The organism is Mesorhizobium sp. UC74_2 (assembly GCF_042701485.1).
In the GTDB taxonomy this organism is placed as follows: domain Bacteria; phylum Pseudomonadota; class Alphaproteobacteria; order Rhizobiales; family Rhizobiaceae; genus Mesorhizobium.
The window spans coordinates 2,009,700-2,032,501 of record NZ_CP170562.1; the positions used below are offsets into that span (position 1 = coordinate 2,009,700).

The window sequence follows — 22,802 nt, forward strand, 5'->3', positions numbered from 1 at the left end:
CGATTGCAGGTCGTAAAAAAGCCGAGATAGCGGATGCGTGCTATGGAATAGCCGCGCTTCTCACGCGCGATTGGGGGAATCATGAAGCCAGGACTGCTGCTCGCTTTGTCCGTGTTGACGTATCCTGGCTCGGCTTTGGCCGGACCGGCCTCGGATGCAGTGATGTTTTTTTACTCGCCGGTCAAATTCGCGGCCGATCCACAGTTTCGGGATCGCTTCACCGACCCCGTCATCAAGCTGTTCCAGCTCAACGATGCTGCCATCAAGAAGCACCCGGATGAGGTCGCGTGCATCGACTTCGATCCGGCTCTGGACGCGCAGGATTATGACGACAAGAGCGTTGCCGACAGTCTGAAGCTTGCCGAGGCGATCGATGGTGACAAGGCGACGGTGACCGCGAGCTTCAATCTGTTCAGCGAAGGCGATGATTCCAAACGTGAAATGGTCTGGGAGCTGAGGCAAGTCGACGGCTCATGGAAGGTGGCGGACATTGCCTCGAAGAGCAACAGCTGGAAGCTCAGCGAACTCGGTTGCTCGGGCGGTGAAGAAGCAGACTAGGCCGATGGTGTTCGGACAACGTTTTTTGCCTTTGTTGCTAGCTGGTTTCCTGGCGATCGGGCCGGTCTGCGGTGCCTTGGCGGAAGGGCTGCTTGGCGCCAAGACAGCGACGGCGCCTGCTGCCGAGGCGGCACCGAGCGCGTCCAACCTGGCGACGGCTCCCGCTCCGGATTCTCCTGCCGCCCAGGTCAGGCCGTTCTATGCAGATGGGGCGGACCTGGCTTCGGCTGATCGGAACCGCTTCGTTGACCCGGCGAAGACGGTGCTGGAGAAGAACGAAATCCTGAAGAAATCCGGCCAGGGCGATTGCCTCGACCGGAATATGGCGCTCGATGAGGTTCCCTACGACAGAGCGATGCTTGAAAAGACCTTCAAGTCGCTGGAATCGATCAATGGCGATCAGGCGCGCGTCGTGGTCGCCTTCATCGAAGGCACCGAGCCGCATCGGCTCGAGTGGAAGCTGAAAAAGGTCGACGGTGCCTGGAAGATCACCGACCTTTTGTCGGTCACCGGAGAATGGGCGCTCAGCCAGTATCAGTGTGAATGATCTCAGCCCCTGCCGCGGTAGGGGGCGACACCGGTGTCGGGCAGCCAGGCGCCCCTGGGCGGCTCGCCGGTCTGCCAGAATACGTCGATCGGAATGCCACCGCGCGGATACCAGTAGCCGCCGATGCGCAGCCACAACGGCCGCGTGGCTGCCACGACGCGTCGCGCGATCATCACGGTGCAGTCTTCATGGAAGGCGCCATGGTTGCGGAACGAGGTGAGAAACAGCTTCAGCGACTTGGATTCGACCAGGAGCGTGTCCGGCGCATAATCGATGACGATATGCGCGAAATCCGGCTGACCGGTCACGGGACAGAGCGAGGTGAATTCGGGGCAGGTGAAGCGCACGATCGCGGGCGGACCGTCACCGCGTGTGAAGGGCACGGTTTCCAGGATCGCATGATCGGGGTTGTCCGGGGTTTCAACCCTGGTGCCGAGCTGGGTCAGGTTTTCCGTTGTCGTCATGGGGGAGCTCCTTTGAAACAGGCTCTATCCTCAAGGGGCTGCGCAAGCCAGCGCCGAATGAGCGAAGTCAGCTGCGGAAGATCGGCTCGCCGAACGTGGCCGGATCGACATCAACGCCAAGGCCGACGCCTTTCGGTGGAGTTACGCTGCCGTCAACTATGATGAAGTCAGCCTTGCCGTTGGCGACCGTGACCCAGTTATGGAAATCGACCGTGTGCTGGCGCAACGCTTCCGGCGTCGACAGCAGGAGCCCACAGTAGGCGGCGGTGTCGATCTGCGCGCCGCCGGTATCCTCGATGGTGATCTTCAGATTCCGGGCGATGGCAATGTCGCGGATCAGCTTTGCCTTGGTCAGGCCGCCGACGCGCGCGAGCTTGATGGTGATGCCGTCAACCAGTCCGTCGGCGATGGCGCGCAGCAGGGCATCGGCGCCGTCTATGGTCTCGTCGAGGACGAGTGGCCGGTCGCAGGCCGGGCGGATGGCGAGATTTTCCTCATAGCTCGCACAGGGCTGTTCCAGCGTGTAGTCGAGCCCACGTGTCGCCTGCAGGAAACGGCGGGTCTCGGCGGTTCCCCAACTGCCATTGGCATCGCAGAACAGCACCGTGCTGGACGGCACGGCGGCGCGCACGGCCTCGAGACGCGCGATATCGTCATTGACGTCGAGGCCGACCTTGACCTGCAGCCGGTGGTACCCTTCGGCGATGTATTTCCTGGCCCGCGCAGCCATGGCATCAGGGCTTTCCTGCGCCAGCGAACGATAGAGCGGGATGGCGCTGCCTTCCGCGCCACCGGCCATCGCTGCCAGTGACAGACCCCTTTGCTTGCCGGCAAGGTCCCAAAGCGCCATGTCGATCGCGGCCTTGGCATAGGGATGGCCCTTGAGCAGCAGATCCATGCGGCGGTTGAGCGCCTCGATGCCGGTCGCATCCTCGCCGATCAGCCGCGGGGTCAGTTCGCGCATGGCAGCACGCGCGCCTTCGGCAAAAGCCGGATCGTAGAAGGAACCCAGTGGCGCCATTTCGCCATAACCCTTGCTGCCGTCTTGGCTGGCGATCTCGACGATGGTGGAATCGAACCCTTCGGCGCTGCGCCCGCCCGAGCAGGTGTAGGTACCGTCCCGGAATGGCTGCCATTGCCGGTAGAGGGTGATCGAGGCGATGGTCATGCAGGGCTCCGCTGGCGCGTTTGGTGCGATTATGCCGCCATGCTAGCGGTCTGGAACGGGGTATGCCGCGAAGGAAACGGCAGTTGTGCCGGTCGTTTTTATGCTAGCCTCCGGCCTGCGCGTCGCAGTATGCCTTGCCGGCCCTCAGGGAGACCGTCGTTCATGACCCAAAGCTTTCTCGCCCATCTCGACACTGAACTGGCCGGCCTGAAGGCGGCAGGGCTCTACAAGTCCGAGCGGGTCATCTCGTCCATGCAGTCAGCCGAGATCGAAGTGGCTGGCGAGAAGGTGCTGAATTTCTGCGCCAACAACTATCTGGGCCTTGCCGACAATGCGGAGTTGCGCGCGTCGGCGCAGAAGGCGCTGGACCGTTACGGCTACGGCATGGCCTCCGTTCGTTTCATCTGCGGGACCCAGGAGGAGCACAAGCAGCTCGAAGCCAGGATCTCCTCCTTCCTCGGCCTGGAAGACACTATCCTCTACGGCTCCTGCTTTGACGCGAATGGCGGCTTGTTCGAGACGCTGCTCGGTGAGGAAGACGCGGTGATTTCAGATGCGCTGAACCATGCCTCGATCATCGACGGCGTGCGTCTCTCCAAGGCCAAGCGTTTCCGTTATGCCAACAACGACATGGTGGCGCTCGAAGAGGAGCTGAAGAAAGCCGAAGGCAGCCGTTTCAAGCTGGTCGCCACCGATGGTGTCTTCTCCATGGACGGTATCATCGCCAATCTGCAGGGCGTCTGCGATCTCGCCGAGAAATATGGTGCGATGGTGATGGTCGACGACAGCCATGCCGTCGGCTTCGTCGGCAAGCATGGCCGCGGCTCGGCCGAGCACTGTGGCGTCGAGGGGCGTGTGGACATCATCACCGGCACGCTTGGCAAGGCACTGGGCGGCGCTTCCGGCGGCTATACATCCGGCAGGCGGCAGGTGGTGGACTGGCTGCGCCAGCGATCGCGACCCTATCTGTTTTCCAATACGCTGATGCCGGCGATCGCGGCCGCCTCGCTCAAGGTTTTCAACATCATCGAACAGGGCGACGCGCTGCGTGAAAAGCTCTACGCGAATGCGACGCATTTCCGCTCCTCGATGAGCAAGCTCGGCTTCACGCTTGCCGGCGCAGACCATCCGATCATCCCGGTGATGCTTGGTGATGCGACGCTGGCACAGCAGATGGCCGCCAAGATGCTGGAGCGCGGCATCTACGTCATCGGCTTTTCATTCCCCGTCGTTCCCAAGGGACAGGCGCGCATCCGCACGCAGATGTCGGCGGCGCATTCCACGGCCGATATCGATCGCGCGGTCGCGGCTTTCGGTGCGGTCGGCAAGGAACTCGGCATCATTTCCTGAGGAAGAACAGAATGTCCAACATGATGCGCGCACTGGTGAAGGCAAAGGCCGAGCCGGGAATCTGGATGGAACGCGTGCCGGTTCCCGAGATCGGCCCCAACGACGTGCTGATCAAGGTCAAGAAGTCAGCGATCTGCGGTACGGACGTCCATATCTACAACTGGGACCAGTGGGCACAGAAGACGGTGCCGGTGCCGATGGTGACGGGACATGAATTCGTCGGCACCATTGCCGATGTCGGTTCCGCAGTGACCGAATACAAGGTCGGCCAGCGCGTATCGGGCGAAGGCCACATCGTCTGTGGCCATTGCCGCAATTGCCGGGCGGGCAGGGGCCATCTGTGCCGCAACACGCTGGGCGTCGGCGTCAACCGGCCTGGCTCGTTCGGCGAATATGTCGCCATCCCGCAGCACAATGTCGTACCGATCCCCGACGACATTCCGGATGAAATCGCGGCGATCTTCGATCCGCTCGGCAATGCGGTTCATACCGCATTGTCGTTCGATCTGGTCGGTGAGGACGTGCTGGTGACGGGTGCTGGCCCGATCGGCATCATGGGCGCACTGGTGGCGCAATGCGTCGGCGCGCGCAAGGTCGTGATCACGGACATCAACCCGACCCGACTGGCGCTGGCCCGGAAGCTGGGCGTGCGTCATGTCGTGGATGCGTCGAAGGAGAAACTGCGCGACGTGATGCACGACGAAGGCATGACCGAGGGTTTTGACATCGGGCTTGAGATGTCCGGTTCGGCCGTTGCCTTCCGGGACATGATCGACACCATGAACAATGGTGGCAAGATCGCCATTCTCGGCATCGCTCCGACCGGCTTCGAGATCGATTGGAACAAGGTCATCTTCAAGATGCTGCATCTCAAGGGCATTTATGGCCGTGAGATGTTCGAGACCTGGTACAAGATGATCGCGCTGGTGCAGGGGCCGCTTGATGTCAGCGGGCTGATCACGCACCGTATCGGCATCGACGATTATCAGTCAGGCTTCGATGCCATGCGCAGCGGCAATTCCGGCAAGGTGGTCATGGACTGGTAGGAAAAAAATTTTCTTGCCGGTGGATATTTTTCGAATAAGTTTTGTTGCCGTGCCGCAAGCTGATTTGCTAATGCAGGCAACTTTGTTGTGCAAGCTCTCGCCCCGAGGATCGGAATGATGCTCGGGGTGATGTGTAAGAGCCGGAATTCCGACGATGCGCCGCCACATCCGCTCCTTCACCGCGCGCCATGAGCCCTCCAGCCATGCGCTCTCGCACGCCAAGTCCGGCATTGGTGCCGTCATCGGCATCGGCGCGGTCGGCGGCCTCGCCGCGCTGACCGATCTGCCACTGCTGCTGGCGCCACTTGGCGCTACGGCGGTGTTGATCTTTGGCCAGCCGGCCAGCCCGCTGGCGCAGCCGGCCAACGTGTTCGGGGGCTATCTTCTGGCGACGATCGTTGGTGTCGGGGCTGCCTTGGCGCTCCCGGGAAGCTGGACGGTTGCAGCCTTGGCCGTGGGCCTGGCGATCGCCCTGATGTCGATGCTGCGCGTCACCCATCCGCCTGCCGGCGCCGTGCCATTGATTGCGCTTGCCGCACCACTGCAAAGCGCCTCGCTGTTCGGCACGATCCTGATTGGTTCGATCAGCCTGGTCGGGCTTGGCGTGGTCCACCACCGCCTGCCGCCGCGTCTTCATTATCCGCGCCGGGTGGAGTGAGGGACAGGGCGGCCTCAATTGCGTCCAGCGCCGCAGTCATTGCTCCGCGCCCAGGCTCTTTGATCCGCGACAGTAATTCCCGTTCGAACGTCTTCGCCAGCGGTACCATGTCGCAATAGGCGGCAAGGCCTGCTCTGGTCAGTGCAAGGTGCTCGATGCGCCGGTCCTTCTCGTCCGGCGTGCGGGTCAGCCAGCGTCGTCGCTCCAGTTCGGCCACGGCCCGCGAGACCTTGGTCTTGTGCATTGCAGACTGTTCGCCAAGTTCCTTGGCAGTCATCGACCCGCGCTGACCAAGCCCGGACAGGGTGCGCCATTCCGGGCGCGTCAGGCCAAGGCGGTCCTTGTAGATGCGAGCGAACTCGCGGCTGACCAGATCGGCCAGATGATAAAGCCGGTAGGGCAGGAAAGTTTCCAGTTCGAGGATGTCTTCTTTGCTTGCCATGGTGCTCATTCCGGTTGAGCTTCAACGGCGGTGGCCGTGCCGTTGATAGTTACATTTTCAATGGTTACAGATGTAACCAGTTTGGTCAATCAAGGGAGGATGCCTTGGCCTTTTCCTACATGCCTGGCTTCGGCAATGATTTCGAAACCGAGACGCTGCCGGGTTCGCTGCCGCAAGGGCGCAACTCACCGCAGCGGCCGGCCTATGGGCTTTATGCCGAGCAGTTGTCGGGCTCGCCCTTCACCGCGCCGCGCGGCACGAACGAGCGCTCCTGGCTCTACCGGATCCGGCCGAGCGTCAAGCACACCGGACGCTTCAAGGCCGCGAGTTATCCGTTCTGGAAGACTGCCCCCAACGTTGGCGACCATGAACTGGCGCTTGGCCAATATCGCTGGAATCCGACACCGATGCCGAAGGAGCCGACCGATTTCATCGCCGGCATCCGCACCATGACGACGGCCGGCGATGCGCTCGGCCAAAGCGGCATGGCCGCGCATATCTATGTCGCCAACAGATCGATGGTCGACGACCACTTCTTCAATGCCGATGGCGAGATGCTGGTGGTGCCGCAGGTCGGCCGGCTGAATTTCGTTACCGAGATGGGCGTCATCGAGATGCGGCCGGGTGAGATCTGCGTCCTGCCGCGTGGGCTGGTGTTCAAGGTCGAGCTGCTCGATCCGGAAGTGCGCGGCTATATCTGCGAGAACTATGGCGCCAAGTTCACCATGCCCGATCGCGGCCCGATCGGCGCCAACTGCCTGGCCAACCCGCGTGACTTCAAGACGCCCTGCGCATGGTTCGAGGAAAAGGAGAAACCCTGCCGGCTGATCGTCAAATGGTGTGGTTCATTCCACGTCACGGAACTTGGCCATTCGCCGCTCGACGTTGTCGCCTGGCATGGCAACTATGCGCCGTATAAGTATGATCTCGCTACGTTTTCGCCGGTCGGCGCGATCCTGTTCGATCATCCGGATCCGTCGATCTTCACGGTGCTGACGGCGCCGAGCGGCGAGGAAGGCACCGCCAATGTCGACTTCGTCATCTTCCCGCCGCGCTGGCTGGTGGCCGAGAACACCTTTCGTCCACCCTGGTACCATCGCAACATCATGAGCGAGTTCATGGGCCTGATCCATGGCCAGTACGATGCCAAGGAAGAAGGCTTCGTTCCGGGAGGCATGAGCCTGCACAACATGATGCTGGCGCATGGCCCTGATGCTCCCGGCTTCGAAAAGGCGTCCAAGGTCGAACTGAAGCCGGTGAAACTCGACCACACCATGGCATTCATGTTCGAGACGCGCTTCCCGCAGATGCTGAGCCGCTATGGCGCGGAGCTACCGACCTTGCAGGAAGACTATATCGATTGCTGGAAGGACCTGAAGAAACGATTCAACGGTACGCCGGAAGGGGATTGGAATTAATCAGAGCCGTTCAGAGCTTCTTTTTTGCTCCTGTTGTCGGAAACAGGCCCCAGTGTGCGTCCTATGATCGTCAGAACCCAACAGGAGACGGATCATGACCTATGTCGATGGCTTTGTTCTGCCGGTACCGCAGGCGGAGTGGGAGGAATATCGAAAGAACGTCGATCTCGCCGCGACCGTCTGGATGGAGCACGGCGCTTTGTCCTATGTCGAAGCCGAAGCCGATGATGTGCCGGATGGTGAGATCACCTCTTTCCCGCTTGCAGTGAAGAAGGAAGCGGGAGACAAAATTGTATTTTCCTACGTCACCTACAAATCGCGCGAGCATCGCGACGCGGTGATGGGGAAAGTGATGGCGGACCCCCGTATGCAGCCGGGCATGCAAAATATGCCTGCCTATATGAGACGGCTGATCTATGGTGGGTTCAAAGTCTTCATGGAACGATAAGGGGAACTGAATGAAGCTTGCCACCTTGAAGAACGGGACACGCGACGGAAAGCTTGTCGTCGTGTCCCGAGATTTGACGCGCCTGACCGATGCTTCGTTTCTGGCGCCGACACTGCAGGCGGCACTCGACAACTGGCGTCGCATCGCTCCGCATCTGGCGGCGCTGGCGGAGTCGCTCGAGCACGGTTCGGTTCCTTCGGAGCGCTTCCATGAGCACGACGCTCATTCGCCGCTGCCGCGTGCGTACCAGTGGGCCGACGGTTCGGCCTACGTCAATCACGTCGAACTGGTGCGCAAGGCACGCAACGCCGAAATGCCGGCAAGCTTCTGGACCGACCCATTGATGTACCAAGGCGGGTCGGACGCGTTCGTCCCGCCGCGCGATCCGATCCACATGGCTGACGAGGCCTGGGGTATCGACCTCGAAGCCGAGGTCGCCGTCATCGTCGACGACGTACCGATGGGAGCAGACAAGGAACAGGCGCGCGAGGCGATCCGGCTGGTCATGCTGGTCAACGACGTCACGCTGCGGGCGCTGACGGCGCCGGAACTCGCCAAGGGTTTCGGTTTCTTCCAGTCAAAGCCCTCCTCGGCGTTTTCGCCTGTGACGGTTACTCCGGATGAACTCGGCGATGCCTGGGATGGCGGCAAGCTGCACCTCCCGCTTTGCGTCGATCTCAATGGAAAGCCGTTCGGCCGCGCCAATGCCGGCATCGACATGACCTTCGATTTCCCGGCCCTTATCGTGCACGCAGCCAAGACCAGGCCGCTTTCGGCGGGCGCGATCATCGGTTCGGGGACGATTTCCAACAAGAAGGACGGTGGTTCGGGCAAGCCTGTCGCTGAAGGCGGCTCCGGCTATTCCTGCATTGCGGAACAGCGTATGATCGAGACCATCGAGAGTGGCGAGGCGAAAACCCCGTTTTTGCGTTTCGGTGACACGGTGCGCATCGAGATGAAGGACAAGACCGGGCATTCGATCTTCGGCGCCATCGAGCAGAAGGTGGAAAAATACGAGCACTAGGCAGAAAGGGAAGCGGAATGCGCAATCGGTTTTTGCCGGCAGTCGCGATCCTGCTTCTCGGTCTGACGCCCGCGCTGGCGCAGCAGGAAACGGCTGCGCTGGCCGAGCGCTATATGAAGCTGCCGGCGCTGCAGAACATGCTGGATTCCATCCTTGGACCGGATTTCGTCAACCCGATGATGGCTGCGATGGGCGGCGATGCCTTGCCGCAGGACAAACGTGACCGGTTGGCGAAAATTGTCAGCGAAGAAATTTCCGCCGTCAGGCCGCAGATGGAAAAGGCAATGATCCAGGCCGCGGGCCAGACTTATACGGTGGCGGAACTCGAAGCTCTGATCAAGTTCAACAGTACGTCCGAAGCGGTGTCGATCATGGGCAAGCTGAAGTCGTTCAATGCGGCATACTTTGCGGGATTCGGCACGACGATGCAGGACATGCAGTCGAAGATACAGCGGCGTGTGAACAGCGAGCTGTCGGCTAAATAGCCTGACGTTGACGGCCGGGCTCCAGATGCACGGATTTGAGCGATGCAGCTACTCGATCATCTTCGCCGGATGGCCGCCAACAATCTCTGGTCCAACGACCGCCTCTATCGGGCCGTGACGGCTCTCAAACCTGGCGAATTCGGGGCTGAGCGCGCCAGCTTCTTTCCGTCGATCAGGGCGACGCTGAACCATGTGCTGTCGGTCGATCTCTATTATCTCGACATGGTGGAAGAGGGTGGCGTCGGCCTCGCCGTCTTTGACGGCTGGACGGATTTCGAGACGCCTGACCGATTGGCCGCAGTCCAGGCCGAGACCGACCGGCGGTTGTTGTCGTTTTGCGAAGACTTGGCCGGATCCGATCTTGATCGGCGCGTACCAACCGACAGGGGCGACGACGGCGTCATTCCGGAGCGTATCGGTGATCTGCTGGCGCACCTGTTCCTGCATCAGATCCATCATCGTGGGCAGGTGCACGCCATGCTGTCCGGCACGTCGGTCAAGCCGCCGCAACTCGACGAGTTCCTGCTCGACTACGACATCAAGCTCAGGAAAAAGGAGGTCGAGCGCCTGGGACTCTGACGCTCGACCTTTGAACCGGTTTGTCGACCGGCCTATTCGGCAGCCTGCACCTTCAGCACGCCGCGCTTGATCTGATCCTGCTCGATCGATTCGAAGAGGGCGCGGAAGTTGCCTTCGCCGAACCCCTCGTCGCCCTTGCGCTGGATGAATTCGAAGAAGATCGGGCCGATCACGGTCTTGGAGAAGATCTGCAGCAAAATCTTGGTCATGCCGCCATTCAACACGCCTTCGCCGTCGATGAGGATGCCGTGCTTCTTCATGCTCTCGATCGGCTCGTCATGGCCGTTCACCCGGGCATGCGACATCTCGTAGTAGGTATCGGGTGGGCCGGGCATGAATTTCAGCCCGTTGTCGGCCAACCTGTCGGTGCCGGCATAGATGTCGTCGGTGCCGACCGCGATGTGCTGGATGCCTTCGCCCTTGTACTTCTTGAGATACTCGGCGATCTGGCTGGTATCATCCTTGGATTCGTTCAGCGGGATGCGGATCTTGCCGCAGGGTGAGGTGATGGCGCGGCTGACGAGGCCGGTGATCTTGCCGTCGATGTCGAAGAAGTGGATCTGCTTGAAGCCGAACAGGTCGCGGTAGAAATCCCACCACTTGTCCATGTTGCCGCGGTAGACGTTGTGGGTGAGGTGGTCGAGGAAATAGAAACCGACGCCGACCGGCTTTGGATTGCGTTCGCCGACCCAGTCGAATTCTGCGTCGTAGGTCGAGCCCCTGGCGCCGTACTTCTCGACAAAATAAAGCAGCGAACCACCGATGCCGACAATGGCGGGAACATCGAGTGCCTTGTCGGTACCTTCATAGGGCGTGGCGCCCTTGGAAACGGCGTGGTCGAAAGCGTGCCTGGCATCGACCACGCGCCATGCCATCGACGGCGCACATGGGCCGTGCTCATCGACGAACTTCATGGCGTGCGAGCCGGGTTCGGCATTGAGGACGTAGTTGATGTCACCCTGACGCCAGACCGAGATATTCCTGGTCTTGTGGGTGGCGACTTTCGTGTAGCCCATGCGGGTGAACAGCTCGGCGAGCTTCTCGGGTTCCGGATGGGCGAATTCGACAAATTCGAAACCGTCGGTGCCGGCGGGATTGGCTTCGCTGATGGTGGCGGGCGGTGCGTCGTGCGGGAAGGGACCCATGGCAAATCCTCCGGTTCGTCTCCAGTTACGCCGAGTATATGCCTGACCACCCGCACGGTGCTTGCATTCGGGCGTCTGTGCGGCTCATAATATGCGAGCTTTGTGCATAGTTGGGGGTCATATGGCCGAAATCGCGCGTATTGATCATTTTGACCGCAAGATATTGGCTCTTTTGCAGGGTGATGCGCGGCTTACGAACAACGACCTGTCAGTGCGCGTGAACCTCTCGGCATCGCAATGCTCGCGCCGACGGCAACGGCTGGAGGAGGAAGGTTACATCCGCAACTACCAGGCCGTGCTTGACCGCGACAGACTGGGATTTTCGCTGGTCAATGTGATCACCGTGACGCTTGCCACCCACAACCGCGACAATGCCCGCCGCTTCGCTGAACTGGTCAAGCGCCTGCCTGAAGTGCAGGAGGCGCATGCGCTGACCGGTGAGATGGACTACATTCTCAAAGTGGTCACGCCGGACCTGAAGTCACTTTCGGAATTCGTCAACAACGAGCTGCTGCCGCACGAATCCGTGCAGCATGTAAAAACGGCGATCGTGCTGGAAACGCTGAAGGAGACCGGCGCGTTGCCGATCTGACCCAGGAAAGCCGCGAGCCGGCTCTCCCGACAACGGCTGTCGTGTTTCTGCCGATCACTGACGAGCCGGAGCCGGTTGAATTTCTGCCGCACTGCGGGCAGGTAAGCGCGAAGAGTTGCGCAATTACATTCCTGAAAAGTGCGAAAACTTCCCACTTTCATCGCTTCGATAGCAGGTTCTCGGCAACGAAATCCACGAAGACGCGAACTTTCGGGGACAGATGGCGGCTCGACGGCCATAGCACGCGGAACGTCGTTCTTCCCGTGAGATAGCGATCGAGCACCGTCACCAGCTTGCCACTATCGATGTCGTCCCGCACGGTGAAATCCGGCAGGCAGGCGAGCCCGACACCTTGGCGGGCAAAGGCAAGTTGCGGCTCCAGTGCATTCGCGACCGTTGTAGGCGACAGAGGGAGGTCTACGGATTCTTCATTGTAAACGACACGCCAGGACAGGAGTTTCCCCGAGACCAGCGATCGATACATGATGCAGCTATGCTCGCTTAGGTCGTCAGGCGTCATGGGAGTTCCGCGCCGTTCCAGATAGTCGGGCGCTCCGACGATCATCTGCCTGTAGGTGCCGATGACACGCGACATGAGGCGTGAATCTGAACCATCGCCCGTTCGCAGCACCGCGTCGAACCCCTCGTCGATCACATCCACCAGCCGATCTGAACAGTCCATGTCGAGCTCGATGTCGGGATAGCGCTTCTGGAATTCTGCCAGTTGCTCCATGAACGGCATGCCCGCGGACGGTAGGCTGAACTTCAGCTTGCCGCGTGGAGCATCGTGAAGCTGTGCAAGGTCGAGCTCCGCTGCTTCCATCTCCGCCGCGATCCGCCGGCACCGTTCCAGAAACAGACGTCCTTCGGGGGTGAGTGTGATGCTGCGCGTGGAGCGGTGAAAAAGCCGCGTGCGCAGCCGTTCCTCAAGCCGCATCACCGCTTTGCTGACAGCAGAGGCAGAAAGGCCGAGACGGCGACCGGCCTCGGTGAACCCTCCGGCATCTGCTGCTTCGATAAATGCGCTCAACGCCCCGAGCTGGTCCATCGCCTTCGCCATGCACGACAAATATTCATAAGTGATAGGAATTGCATCCAATTTTTCCGGACTCATGAAGCGCCTATCTTGCCACGAGGAGAAGGCGAGCCGCTTCACCCGTGTCGTTCGGATGCGGAGGTGGGCGCTGTCTTGCACAACACCAGAAGAGTTTGCTCAATGACATCGATATCGAATGCTGGCGCAGCCGGTCGCGATGCTTCTGCAACATCGCCGCAAAGTCTACCACTCGGCGGGCTGCTCGCACTCGCGACAGCCGCCTTCATTACACTTCTGACCGAAATCATGCCTGCCGGCCTGCTTTCCTCTATCGCGCAAGGTCTGAACGTGTCCGAAAGCCTCGCGGGTCAGTTCATCACCACCTACGCAGTGGGCGCGCTTGTCGCTGCCATTCCCGTTACCTTTCTGACGCAGGGGATGCGTCGTCGTCCTCTTCTGCTCGCCGCAATTTCCGGCTTTGCCGTCGTCAACCTCGTCACGGCGCTGTCCGATGACTATACCATTTCAATGGTGGCCCGTTTCTTCGCGGGCGTCATGGGCGGTATCGTCTGGTCGTTGCTGGCTGGCTATGCGGTCCGCATGTCGCCATCCCATTTGAGTGGGCGGGCGATTGCGATCTCTGGCGCTGGTGCGGCCATTGCGCTGGTGCTTGGCGTTCCGCTTGCAGCATTGCTCGGCCGGATCATCGGCTGGCAAGGCGCCTTCGGCTTGATGACCGTTCTGTCGCTGGTGCTGATCGCATGGGTGATCGCTGTCGTGCCGGATTTTGCTGGCCAGACGAGGGAACAGCGTCAGTCATTGATCGGCGTGTTTCTGACGACCGGCATTCGGGCTGTCATGTTCGTGGTCTTCACTTTCGTCGTCGCCCACAACATTCTTTACATCTACATCGAACCCTTGCTTCAACCCTCCGGTCTGTCGGCGAACGTGGATGTCATCCTGTTCATTTTCGGCCTAGGGTCCATCGTGGGCTTGTGGGTCGTGGGCGCTCTTGTGGATCGCCGCCTCCAATCCCTTGCTTTGGCAAGTGTCCTGACCTTCGCGGTCGCTGCTGTGCTGCTCGCCTTCTGGGGTGACGTTGCGCAGATGATCTATTCCATCGTCATCGTCTGGGGGCTGGCCGTCGGCGGCTTCGCGACGATCACGCAGACAGCTTTGTCTCGCTTCGCCGGCAGTTCTGTTGACGTGGCCCAGGCCATGTACACCACCGGCTGGAACACGGCAGTTGCGGCTGGCGGTGTCGTTGGGGGCGTCATGCTTGACCGCACCGGTACAGGTGCTTTTCCCCTGATCGCCCTCGCGATTCTAGTCTTCACTTTTGTCGGAGTGCTGTTCGCAATGAACAGGGCATTGTCGCGCGCCTGCTGACAAACATGCGAAGACGCTCGTACACATCTGCAGGAATAGGCAATCGCTTTGGGCGTATCCCTCGGCGGCACTTGGAGCCCCCGACAGAGGATCCGTAAATCCACGTCTTGCACGAGTTGGGACCCGCAAGACCATCTGGTTTGGGTGTCAGCCCCTCGACTGCTGCACGGCAGCGTAGAGATTGGCGCAGCGCGTGCCTGAGCGGCAATAGGCGAAAACCGGTCCGGGCAGGGCGTCCAGAACTTCGGCCTGGTCGTCGACATTCTGTGCGGTCATCTGGCCGCTGATGACCGGTACCCAGCGGAATTCAAGCCCCGCGGCCTCGACGGCGGCCTTGATCTCGCCAGCACTCGGCTGGCCGGGGTCTTCATTGTCGGGGCGGTTGCAGATCACGCTCTTGAACCCGGCAGCCTTGATTGCCGCGATGTCCTCGACGCTGATCTGCGGTGAGACGGAGTAGGCGTCGGAAATCTGGCGGATGTTCATGGGGCGGCTCCGGGGGCGGGATGGGATGTTGCGCCTGTCATGCCATCCCGCGCGTTGGGCTGCAACCTTCGCCTGTTGGGGCAGCGGCGATCTTTCCGACCGGCGCTGCCCGGCGAACTAGGCTGCCCTTTCGCTGTCCAGCATCGCCATCTGATGTTCGGCGTAGCGCTGGCCGGCCGCGGCACCCCTGGGCGCTGCGGTTTCGATGGCTGCGACATCGCTCTCGGAAAGAGCAAGGTCGAGCGCGCCAAGTGCTTCCGCAAGACGATCCCGCCGACGGGCGCCGACCAGCGGCACGATATCGTCTCCCTGTGCCAGAACCCACGCGATTGCGATCTGCGCGACACTGGCATTACGCGCTTCCGCAACCCGGCGCAGCGCGTCGACCAGCCTGAGGTTGCGATCGAGATTATCGCCCTGGAATCGCGGGCTATGGCTGCGGAAATCGGTTCCAGCCGTTGCTCTGGCTTTGTCCCAGTGGCCACTGATCAGGCCGCGCGACAGGACGCCGTAAGCGGTTATGCCGATGCCGAGTTCGCGACACGTGTCGAGAATGCCATCCTCAATGCCACGCGACAGCAGCGAATACTCTATCTGCAGGTCGGCAATCGGATGCACGGCGGCGGCACGGCGAATGGTTTCGGAACCCACCTCCGACAGGCCGATATGCTTGACATAGCCTGCCTTGACGAGGTCGGCGATGGCGCCGATCGTTTCCTCGATCGGCACATTCGGATCGAGCCGCGCCGGCCGGTAGACGTCGATCGCCTCGACCCCCAGTCGCTTGAGGCTGTAGGCCGCCGCGGTCTTGACTGCATTTGGTCGAGTGTCGAAGCCAAGCCAGCCTCCGTCGGGACTGCGCTGTGCGCCGAATTTGACGCTGAGCATCACCTGGCCGCCGCTGCGCGCAGCGAGCGCTTCGGCGATCAGCATTTCGTTGTGACCCATACCGTAAAAATCGCCGGTGTCGAGCAGTGTGACGCCGGCATCCAATGCGGCATGCAATGTCGCCAGGCTTTCTGCCCGGTCCGTCGGACCATAGAGATCCGACATGCCCATGCAGCCAAGTCCCAGGCGGGACACGATGGGTCCGTTTCTTCCAAGAGTATGTTCGCGCATGGCCATTCCTTTTGCGTTGAGCCGATGATCGAGGCTTGCCCGCAAAGATGGCGCATGCTGAACTGTACGATAAGATAGCCTTTTCAAAATGGACTGTGCGGATTTTCGTACAATGCCGATCGACCTCAACCTGCTTGCCGCTTTTGCCGCCGTCGCCCGCCGCCGTAATTTCCGGGCGGCCGCGGTAGAACGTGGGGTGTCGGCCTCGACGCTCAGCCAGCAGGTGCGCGATCTCGAGGCGGCACTCGATCTGCGGTTGCTCAATCGCACCACGCGTAGTGTCGCGCCGACCGAAGCCGGCAGGCGGCTGCTTGAACGGCTGGCGCCGGCGCTCGCCGACATCACGTCGGTGGTCGATCATCTGCAGTCGGACAGTGATAGCCCAGGCGGAACGTTGCGCATCAACGCTCCACAGCCGGCGATCGATCTTGTCCTGGCGCCGCTTCTCGGCCCATTCCTCGGTGCATTTCCCCGCATACGGATGGAGATTGTTGCTGAAACAGCCTTCATCGACATCGTGTCAGCCGGCTTCGATGCAGGCGTGCGCTGGGGTGAAAGCCTGGCACAGGACATGGTCGCCGTCCCGCTCGGTTCATCCCAACGCTATGTCGTGGTTGCGACGCCTTCCGTCATCGCGGCAGGCCCGCCGATCCTGCAGCCGCGCGACCTGCTAGGGCGCCCCTGCGTTCGCACGCAATTTCCGAGCGGAATGAAGCTGCCATGGGAATTCGAGCGTGATGGCGTGCTTGAAAAGATCGAGCCGGAGGCAAGGCTGTTGTCCAGCAACATCACCTCGCAACTGCGCGCCTGCCTTGATGGTGTCGGCTTCTGGGCGACATTCGAGGACTATGTTCGGGCGGACATCGAGGCTGGCCGGCTCGTCAGCGTGCTCGACGACTGGCTGCCCGCGTTTCCCGGCCCGTTTCTTTACTACGCCGGCCGCAGGCATGTGCCCGCGCCGCTGCGCGCCTTTGTCGATTTTGTCAGGCGGCAGCGGCGTGGTGTCTAGAGCAATTCCAGGAAAAGCGTGCAGCGGTTTTCCGTCCGGAATTGCGTAAGAACAAAGAATTGGAGCGTTTCCGCGTTTCCGTGAAAAACGGAAACGCTCTAGCCTTGGGAGGAGGCTATTCGGTAACGTGTGTTTCGCCGGAACCACCGACAGCGACGATGTTAAAAGGCTTGCCGGCAAGCGGGATGTCGCCGGTCCTTGCAAAGCTCGTTGCATCGACGAGATGAAGTTGACCCTTCAGCGGATCGGTGACGACGATGCGATCGTCTGCAACGGCGATTCGTGGGCGCGGATCGCTCCAGTGGCCGTCCATCGAGTAAGGCTCGGTGAGCTTCACGGACTGTGTGATCTTGCCCGCGACGATGTCGACTTGATGGAGTTGGCCATCCTCGGTGAAGGCATAAGCGAAACGTGGACGTATGGGGTCTACCGCAAAATGTACGCGGCGTGTCGGCAGGTCGACCGACCGGAACAATTCCTTCGTTGATGGATCTATCAGCAGCAGCCGGTCGGAGCCGTAGTTGCCGAGGAAATACTGCAGGCCCTTGCCGCCGAGCAGCGTCGTCGCTTTTCCATTCGGCAGGTTGGCCGGGTAGGGGATGTGCTCGACAGACGGGCCCTGATCGCCATCGCGAACCAGCAGGAGACCGGTGGCGCAGGCGAAGGCCAGCAGTTTGCCCGATGTGGCCTCGCCGTGCAGATCCGGGCAGGCATGGATGTCGCCGACCTGCTTGCCGGCGCGGTCTACGACACGGATGCCGACCGGCAGTTCGTCGGGTTTTTCCTTGTTGGGTTCCGACAACAGCACATAGTCACCATAGACAGCTGCAACGCCGTGATGCGGTGCCTCGCTCTTCACTTCGCGTGTACTTGGCCCGCCGTCCAGGACGGTTTTTTCATCAACTATCCTTGCGATACCCTCTCCGTCGAAGAAGAGAGCGAACTCGCCGTCGTGCTCGACGAAATGCGACGGCTTCGTGCCGGTGATCTCGGTTCCCGTCAGTTTGGGAGCGGTGACTTCGATATCACCATGGTCGCCATGGTCCTCGAAGGTGATGCCGGTGGAGACGGCGGAAACTGCGTCAGCCTTGCCTTGAACCGCAAAGACAGTGCGGCCGCTGGCGCTGCGATACAGCGAGGCCGGTCCTTTCAGCGGCAACGCATCGATCTTATTGCCGGTGAGGGCATCGACGACGTTGATGACCGGTTCTGCATGATCCGAGACAAACAGGCGCCATGCGGTCTTTTCCTCGGCGGAGGATGAGGTCGTGGCCATACTCGCAGCAAGCGCGGCGATCGAGGCTGCAGCCAAAAGGCGTTTCATGGAAATCTCCTGTAATGTTATTTAATAACATAATTGAGCCAAAAATGAGCGGAAGGGAGTGCCTTCCGCCGGGAAGTCGAGCCGGTCGATAGATCGGCGAAAAGGCAGCTGTTTCAGAGCGGAATGCGGTGAGGGGATATCGCGCTGCGCTCCATCCATTGTTTCTTTAGACGGAATCTCGATCGGAACCTTGGCGATTGTTGCATCGCCAACGTTCCGTTCGGATCATGCATCAACTGCCGAGGATAGCGCCCTTGATCTGCTTGATGTTGTTGCGCATCAGGTCGATGTAGGTGGAGGCGGGACCATCCGCCTTCGACAGGGCGTCCGAATAGAGCGTGCCGCCCACCTTGACGTCCGTCTCGACCGAAATCTGTTCGATCAGTCGCGGATTGGTGATGTTTTCGACAAAGATCGCCGCCGCCTTGTCCTGTTTCACCTGTTCGACCAGCTTGGCGACGTCGGCGGCCGACGGCTCGGATTCGGTCGAAAGTCCCTGTGGTGCCAGGAAGGTCAGGCCGTATTCGTGCTCGAAATAGCCGAATGCGTCGTGCGAGGTGATGACGACGCGTTTTTCCTGGGGGATGGCCGCAATCGCCTCACGCACCTCCTTGTCCAGTGCGTCGAGTTTTTCGGTATAGGCGGCAGCGTTTGCCTTGTAGGCATCGCAACCGGCGCTGTCGGCATTGCAGAAGGCATCGGCTATGTTCTTGACATAGACCTTGGCGTTCACGACCGACTGGAATGCATGCGGGTCGGTCGAGCCGTGATTGTGGCCCTCATGCCCACCTTCGGCTGCTTCGGCCTCGGCAAACTCCGGCTTGAAGTCGATTGGTGTGACGCCTTTGGTCAACTCGACGATCGCTGCCTTGCTGGCGCTTGCCTCGACAAGGCGCTGCAGGAAGCCTTCGAAATGCAGGCCGTTGACGAGGACCAGCTTGGCGGAGGCCATGGAGACGGCGTCGGCAGGGCTCGGCTCGTAGACATGGGCGTCGCCGTCTGGCCCGACCAACGTCGTCACATCAATCCGATCGCCACCGACATTCTTAGCGAAATCACCGATGATCGAAAAGCTCGCCACGACTTTCAAAGGCTCGGCAAAGGCATGTCCCGCGGTCAGGGTTGTTAATGTTATAACGCTCAATATCAGGGCGCGACGGATTGATTTCAGCATAGCCAACTCCTTTGAACGGTCAGGCGGTTCTGTGGCGGTGGTGGACGAGGCGCGAGCGCAGCACGCCGCGCGGTCCCGCCAGCAGGGAAGCAATGTAGGCAGCACCCGCCGAGAGGATGATCGCCGGCCCGGACGGCAGCGCTGCATGATAGGACAGGAGCAACCCGGAGGTGCAGGCGGCGAAGCCGATTGCGACGGCAAGCACGCACATTGGTCCGACGCGTTGGCTCCAGAAGCGGGCGGCGGCGGCCGGAAGGATCATCAGGCCGACTGAGAGAAGGGTGCCAAGCGCCTGGAAACCACCGACGAGATTGAGCACGACCAGGCCAAGGAAGATGAAATGCACGGGACTGCCAAGCCTGCTCACCGAGCGCAGGAACAGCGGATCGAGACATTCGGCGACGAGCGCCCGCCAGAACAGGAAAAGCGCGGCCAGTGTCACCACGGCAATGCCGCCGATCAAAACGAGCGCCTCATTGTTGAGTGCCAGTACCGTGCCGAACAGCACATGCATCAGGTCGATGCTGGAGCCACGGATCGAAACCATCAGCACGCCGATCGCCAGCGAGATCAGGTAGAACGCCGCCATCGACGCGTCCTCGCGCTGAATGGAGAAGCGCGAAACCGCACCGGCCCCGAGCGCGACAATGACACCGGCGATCAGTCCGCCGACTGTCATGGGCAGGATCTCCAGCCCGTAGAACAGGAAACCTGCGGCGGCACCCGGCAGGATGGCGTGTGCCATGGCGTCGCCGGAAAGGCTCATGCGCCGCAGCATCAGGAAAACGCCGACCGGGCAGGCGCCGAGCGACAGCATCAGCGAGCCCGCCAAAGCCCGCTGCATGAAAGCGAAATCGGCAAAGGGAGCGATGAAGAAGGTGTAGAGCGAACTCACGATGCCACCCTCCGCTTGGCGGAGTGGGCGTGATGGTCGTGGTCATGGTGTGGGTGATCATGCTCATCTGCGCCGTGGTCGTGACCATCCGGTTCGCACCAGGGCGCATCGTCTTCCCAAGCTTCGTGGAACCTGCGGGCGCGCAACATGTTTTCCGCGCTCAACGTCGCCGAGGTTGCGCCCCAGGCCACCGTGCGGCGGGCAAGAAGCAGCGTCTCCGGGAAATTCTGCCGCACCAGTTCGAGGTCGTGCGCTACCACCATCACCGTGCGGTCTTCACCGTGCCAGCGCTTGATCAAGGCAATCAGGTCGCCAACCGTCTTGGCGTCGATGGCGTTGAATGGTTCATCAAGCAGGATCAGGTCGGCATCCTGTACCAGGACACGGGCGAACAGAGCGCGCTGCAACTGGCCACCGGAAAGCGTGTCCAGTGCGCGAGGTTCAAAGCCCTCGAGGCCGACTGCCATCAATGCCTTGCTCACGGACGCGCGATCTTCGGCGGTGTGCCGGCCGAGCAATCCGCGGCGCGGCCAAAGCCCAAGGGAGACCAGGTCGACGACGCGTGCGGGGAAACTGCGGTCGAGTTCCGACTGCTGCGGCAGATAGGCGATGCGGGTGCCCGGCATCTTGACGACGGCGCCGGCCATTGGCCGCAATGCCCCGACGATGCCTTTCATGAGCGTGGATTTGCCTGAGCCGTTGGCACCGACGACCGCGGTCAGCGAACCCTTCCGGACTGTTCCGTTCAGGTGATGAACGGCCGGATGGCTGCCATAGCCCAGGGTGAGGTCGCGAAAGGTGAGGGCAGCTTGGCTCATGGTGGTCCGTACTCTTACGAAAGAGGTCGTATGTTATGTTATTACATGTGTCAACATGGGCCGAGAAAAAAGCTGTGGCGTTCGTGAAAGGCAAGAAAACGCCGCCGCGCTATGACAGCGGCCACGACTGATTGCGCCTGCGACGGTATTCGGCGGGCGTGACCTTGTCGGGGGGCGAGGCGCTCTCTAAAGAAGCCTTTCCAATCAGGAAAGGACTTATCCATGAGCGTTCGTCGCATCGATGTCGGCCCCCGCATGAGCCAGGTGGTCATCCACGGCAATACCGCCTATCTGGCCGGTCAGGTCGGCGAAGGCAAGACCGTCGGCGAGCAGACCAAGGATATCCTGGCGACCGTCGATGCGCTGCTGGCCAAGGCCGGTGCCGACAAGACCAAGATCCTGCAGGCGATCATCTGGCTCTCCGACATGAGCACCTTCGCCGAGATGAACAAGGAATGGGACGCCTGGGTTCCGCAGGGCAACACACCGGCCCGCGCCACCGGCGAGGCCAAGCTGGCCGGCCCGCAATATCTGGTCGAGATCATCATCACCGCCGCCATCTGAGGCGTCGGCGTCTTACTGCTTTGGAGCGTCGGCCGGTGTCGACGCTCCACCCGGATGCATGGCAGGCGGAACATCGTCCATCAATGCCTTCACCCAGACGACAATCCGCTGGGCGATGAAATCGGTGGTTCCCGGCGAGAGGACATTGCCGGCGATGACGTGGTTGTCGGGATCGCCGCTGTTGTCGATAGGCACCTCTTCATGCAGCGTGCCCCAGCGCGAAGCGATTTCACGCGTTCGTTCGGGTCGAACCACCTTGTCGTCGTTCGAGAAGATGAAAAGCGCGGGCACCTTGGCGTCTCCGACCGGCGCTCCATAAGCAAGCTGGGTCAGAGCAGCCATCGGCAGCAGTGCCGTGGTGGGATAGCGCCAGGTCCAGTATTTTTCCTGCAGCGCATTGCGCGGCACAAACGAGCGCTCCTTGCCGATGATCAGCTCTGCGAGCTGCTTGCCCCATGGCCACAACAGCATCTCGGAGCCAGAAGCCTGCACGCCATAATTCGGTGAAAGCAGCGCCATGCCGATGACGTCCCTGGAGGCATCCGGCTGGCTTGCCGACCAGGTTGCAAGCGAAGCGCCCGTCGACGTGGCGATGACGATTACCTTGTCGCCGATTGCCCGGCCGATGGCGAGCGCTTCCTCATAGTCGTTGATCCAGGCGTTGACGTTGCCCTCGGCCATTGCCGCGTCACTCTGACCGTGGCCTGTCAGGCGCGTATAGAACAGATTGGCATCAAGTTCCTCCGCCACCTTGTCGGCCAGCGGACGGGTTTCTTCCTTGGAGGCGGAGAAACCGTGGATGTAGACGACCGCCAGCGGCGTCCTGGCATGAATCATCGGGTTGGCCCAGATGATCTCCTTTTCCAGGCCGTCCCGGATGTCGGGCAGCTTGGCTTCCTCGCGAATGATGTAGGCCTGTGGATCGTCACCGATCTTCGCCGGATCGAAACGGATCTTGGTGTCGACCGATACGCGCGGCCCCAAGAAAGCCGCCAGGACGATCAGGATGACCAGACCCAGGAACATCACCGTGATACGGCGCCCCATGACAAACTCCAGACTAA

General features: G+C 61.0%; 26 protein-coding genes. 14 read left to right on the forward strand and 12 right to left on the reverse strand.

The window, feature by feature from the left end; translation table 11 throughout:
- Positions 1-162: 162 nt before the first annotated feature.
- Positions 163-558 carry a DUF3828 domain-containing protein gene (locus ACFJIU_RS09695; protein WP_379070496.1) on the forward strand — a complete coding sequence of 132 codons (396 nt, stop codon included), beginning with the start codon at positions 163-165 and terminating at the stop codon, positions 556-558.
- A gap of 25 nt (positions 559-583) precedes the next feature.
- Positions 584-1,105 carry a hypothetical protein gene (locus ACFJIU_RS09700; protein ID WP_379070499.1) on the forward strand — a complete coding sequence of 174 codons (522 nt, stop codon included), beginning with the start codon at positions 584-586 and terminating at the stop codon, positions 1,103-1,105.
- Positions 1,106-1,107: 2 nt separating this feature from the next.
- Here ACFJIU_RS09700 and queF read toward each other — a convergent pair whose 3' ends face one another.
- Both queF and ACFJIU_RS09710 read right to left on the reverse strand, forming a co-directional pair.
- Complete coding sequence (gene queF / locus ACFJIU_RS09705) at positions 1,108-1,569, reverse strand: preQ(1) synthase (protein WP_379070502.1); 462 nt, start codon at positions 1,567-1,569, stop codon at positions 1,108-1,110.
- A gap of 67 nt (positions 1,570-1,636) precedes the next feature.
- Entirely contained in the window at positions 1,637-2,737 is a 1,101-nt protein-coding gene (locus ACFJIU_RS09710; protein ID WP_379070505.1) for a mandelate racemase/muconate lactonizing enzyme family protein, read from the reverse strand.
- 162 nt (positions 2,738-2,899) lie between these two features.
- Between ACFJIU_RS09710 and ACFJIU_RS09715 the strand changes: the two genes are divergently transcribed.
- The 3 genes from ACFJIU_RS09715 (at position 2,900) to ACFJIU_RS09725 (ending at position 5,791) form a co-directional block, all read left to right on the forward strand.
- Positions 2,900-4,087: a glycine C-acetyltransferase gene (locus ACFJIU_RS09715; RefSeq protein ID WP_379070508.1), complete on the forward strand. Its 1,188-nt coding sequence runs from the start codon at positions 2,900-2,902 to the stop codon at positions 4,085-4,087.
- An 11-nt stretch (positions 4,088-4,098) separates the two neighbouring features.
- Entirely contained in the window at positions 4,099-5,133 is a 1,035-nt protein-coding gene (gene tdh, locus ACFJIU_RS09720) for an L-threonine 3-dehydrogenase (RefSeq protein WP_379070511.1), read from the forward strand.
- Between the two features lie 154 nt (positions 5,134-5,287).
- Positions 5,288-5,791 carry an HPP family protein gene (locus tag ACFJIU_RS09725; RefSeq protein WP_379070514.1) on the forward strand — a complete coding sequence of 168 codons (504 nt, stop codon included), beginning with the start codon at positions 5,288-5,290 and terminating at the stop codon, positions 5,789-5,791.
- Here the strand turns inward: ACFJIU_RS09725 and ACFJIU_RS09730 are convergent.
- Positions 5,718-6,233 (reverse strand): MarR family winged helix-turn-helix transcriptional regulator, encoded by a 516-nt coding sequence (locus ACFJIU_RS09730; RefSeq protein WP_379070516.1) that lies wholly within the window; start codon positions 6,231-6,233, stop codon positions 5,718-5,720. The genes ACFJIU_RS09725 and ACFJIU_RS09730 overlap by 74 nt on opposite strands.
- 104 nt (positions 6,234-6,337) lie before the next feature.
- Between ACFJIU_RS09730 and hmgA the strand changes: the two genes are divergently transcribed.
- From hmgA to ACFJIU_RS09755, 5 genes are all read left to right on the forward strand, one after another.
- Positions 6,338-7,651: a homogentisate 1,2-dioxygenase gene (hmgA, locus tag ACFJIU_RS09735; RefSeq protein ID WP_379070519.1), complete on the forward strand. Its 1,314-nt coding sequence runs from the start codon at positions 6,338-6,340 to the stop codon at positions 7,649-7,651.
- 94 nt (positions 7,652-7,745) lie between these two features.
- Positions 7,746-8,099 (forward strand): DUF1428 domain-containing protein, encoded by a 354-nt coding sequence (locus ACFJIU_RS09740; RefSeq protein WP_379070522.1) that lies wholly within the window; start codon positions 7,746-7,748, stop codon positions 8,097-8,099.
- Positions 8,100-8,109: 10 nt separating this feature from the next.
- On the forward strand, positions 8,110-9,123 hold the full coding sequence (locus ACFJIU_RS09745; RefSeq protein WP_379070525.1) for a fumarylacetoacetate hydrolase family protein: 1,014 nt from the start codon (positions 8,110-8,112) through the stop codon (positions 9,121-9,123).
- A gap of 17 nt (positions 9,124-9,140) precedes the next feature.
- Complete coding sequence (locus tag ACFJIU_RS09750) at positions 9,141-9,608, forward strand: hypothetical protein (RefSeq protein ID WP_379070528.1); 468 nt, start codon at positions 9,141-9,143, stop codon at positions 9,606-9,608.
- A 42-nt stretch (positions 9,609-9,650) separates the two neighbouring features.
- Entirely contained in the window at positions 9,651-10,187 is a 537-nt protein-coding gene (locus ACFJIU_RS09755) for a DinB family protein (protein ID WP_379070531.1), read from the forward strand.
- A gap of 32 nt (positions 10,188-10,219) precedes the next feature.
- On the opposite strand, the gene hppD is transcribed toward ACFJIU_RS09755, so the two are convergent.
- A complete protein-coding gene (gene hppD / locus ACFJIU_RS09760) occupies positions 10,220-11,332 on the reverse strand; it encodes a 4-hydroxyphenylpyruvate dioxygenase (RefSeq protein ID WP_379070533.1) in 1,113 nt (370 codons plus the stop codon).
- A 121-nt stretch (positions 11,333-11,453) separates the two neighbouring features.
- Between hppD and ACFJIU_RS09765 the strand changes: the two genes are divergently transcribed.
- Entirely contained in the window at positions 11,454-11,924 is a 471-nt protein-coding gene (locus tag ACFJIU_RS09765; RefSeq protein ID WP_379070536.1) for an Lrp/AsnC family transcriptional regulator, read from the forward strand.
- 157 nt (positions 11,925-12,081) lie between these two features.
- On the opposite strand, the gene ACFJIU_RS09770 is transcribed toward ACFJIU_RS09765, so the two are convergent.
- Entirely contained in the window at positions 12,082-13,038 is a 957-nt protein-coding gene (locus ACFJIU_RS09770) for a LysR family transcriptional regulator (RefSeq protein WP_379070539.1), read from the reverse strand.
- A gap of 75 nt (positions 13,039-13,113) precedes the next feature.
- Here ACFJIU_RS09770 and ACFJIU_RS09775 point away from each other — a divergent pair, with 75 nt between their 5' ends.
- Positions 13,114-14,349: an MFS transporter gene (locus tag ACFJIU_RS09775; protein ID WP_379070542.1), complete on the forward strand. Its 1,236-nt coding sequence runs from the start codon at positions 13,114-13,116 to the stop codon at positions 14,347-14,349.
- A 147-nt stretch (positions 14,350-14,496) separates the two neighbouring features.
- Here the strand turns inward: ACFJIU_RS09775 and ACFJIU_RS09780 are convergent, their stop codons facing one another.
- The gene (locus ACFJIU_RS09780; protein ID WP_379070545.1) at positions 14,497-14,835 is read right to left on the reverse strand and encodes a TIGR01244 family sulfur transferase; all 339 of its coding nucleotides are present in this window, start codon (positions 14,833-14,835) and stop codon (positions 14,497-14,499) included.
- Between the two features lie 117 nt (positions 14,836-14,952).
- Positions 14,953-15,954: an aldo/keto reductase gene (locus ACFJIU_RS09785; protein WP_379070548.1), complete on the reverse strand. Its 1,002-nt coding sequence runs from the start codon at positions 15,952-15,954 to the stop codon at positions 14,953-14,955.
- 112 nt (positions 15,955-16,066) lie between these two features.
- Here ACFJIU_RS09785 and ACFJIU_RS09790 point away from each other — a divergent pair, with 112 nt between their 5' ends.
- Positions 16,067-16,963 (forward strand): LysR family transcriptional regulator, encoded by an 897-nt coding sequence (locus ACFJIU_RS09790; protein ID WP_379070551.1) that lies wholly within the window; start codon positions 16,067-16,069, stop codon positions 16,961-16,963.
- A gap of 115 nt (positions 16,964-17,078) precedes the next feature.
- On the opposite strand, the gene aztD is transcribed toward ACFJIU_RS09790, so the two are convergent.
- From aztD to aztA, 4 genes are all read right to left on the reverse strand, one after another.
- Positions 17,079-18,287, reverse strand: a complete 1,209-nt coding sequence (gene aztD / locus ACFJIU_RS09795; RefSeq protein WP_379070553.1) for a zinc metallochaperone AztD — start codon at positions 18,285-18,287, stop codon at positions 17,079-17,081.
- A gap of 232 nt (positions 18,288-18,519) precedes the next feature.
- Complete coding sequence (gene aztC / locus ACFJIU_RS09800; protein WP_379070556.1) at positions 18,520-19,461, reverse strand: zinc ABC transporter substrate-binding protein AztC; 942 nt, start codon at positions 19,459-19,461, stop codon at positions 18,520-18,522.
- Between the two features lie 19 nt (positions 19,462-19,480).
- Entirely contained in the window at positions 19,481-20,305 is an 825-nt protein-coding gene (aztB, locus tag ACFJIU_RS09805; RefSeq protein WP_379073031.1) for a zinc ABC transporter permease AztB, read from the reverse strand.
- 47 nt (positions 20,306-20,352) lie between these two features.
- The gene (gene aztA, locus ACFJIU_RS09810) at positions 20,353-21,174 is read right to left on the reverse strand and encodes a zinc ABC transporter ATP-binding protein AztA (RefSeq protein WP_379070559.1); all 822 of its coding nucleotides are present in this window, start codon (positions 21,172-21,174) and stop codon (positions 20,353-20,355) included.
- Positions 21,175-21,396: 222 nt separating this feature from the next.
- Between aztA and ACFJIU_RS09815 the strand changes: the two genes are divergently transcribed.
- Positions 21,397-21,738: a RidA family protein gene (locus ACFJIU_RS09815; protein ID WP_379070562.1), complete on the forward strand. Its 342-nt coding sequence runs from the start codon at positions 21,397-21,399 to the stop codon at positions 21,736-21,738.
- 12 nt (positions 21,739-21,750) lie between these two features.
- On the opposite strand, the gene ACFJIU_RS09820 is transcribed toward ACFJIU_RS09815, so the two are convergent.
- Positions 21,751-22,785 (reverse strand): alpha/beta hydrolase, encoded by a 1,035-nt coding sequence (locus tag ACFJIU_RS09820; RefSeq protein WP_379070564.1) that lies wholly within the window; start codon positions 22,783-22,785, stop codon positions 21,751-21,753.
- Positions 22,786-22,802 lie beyond the last annotated feature (17 nt).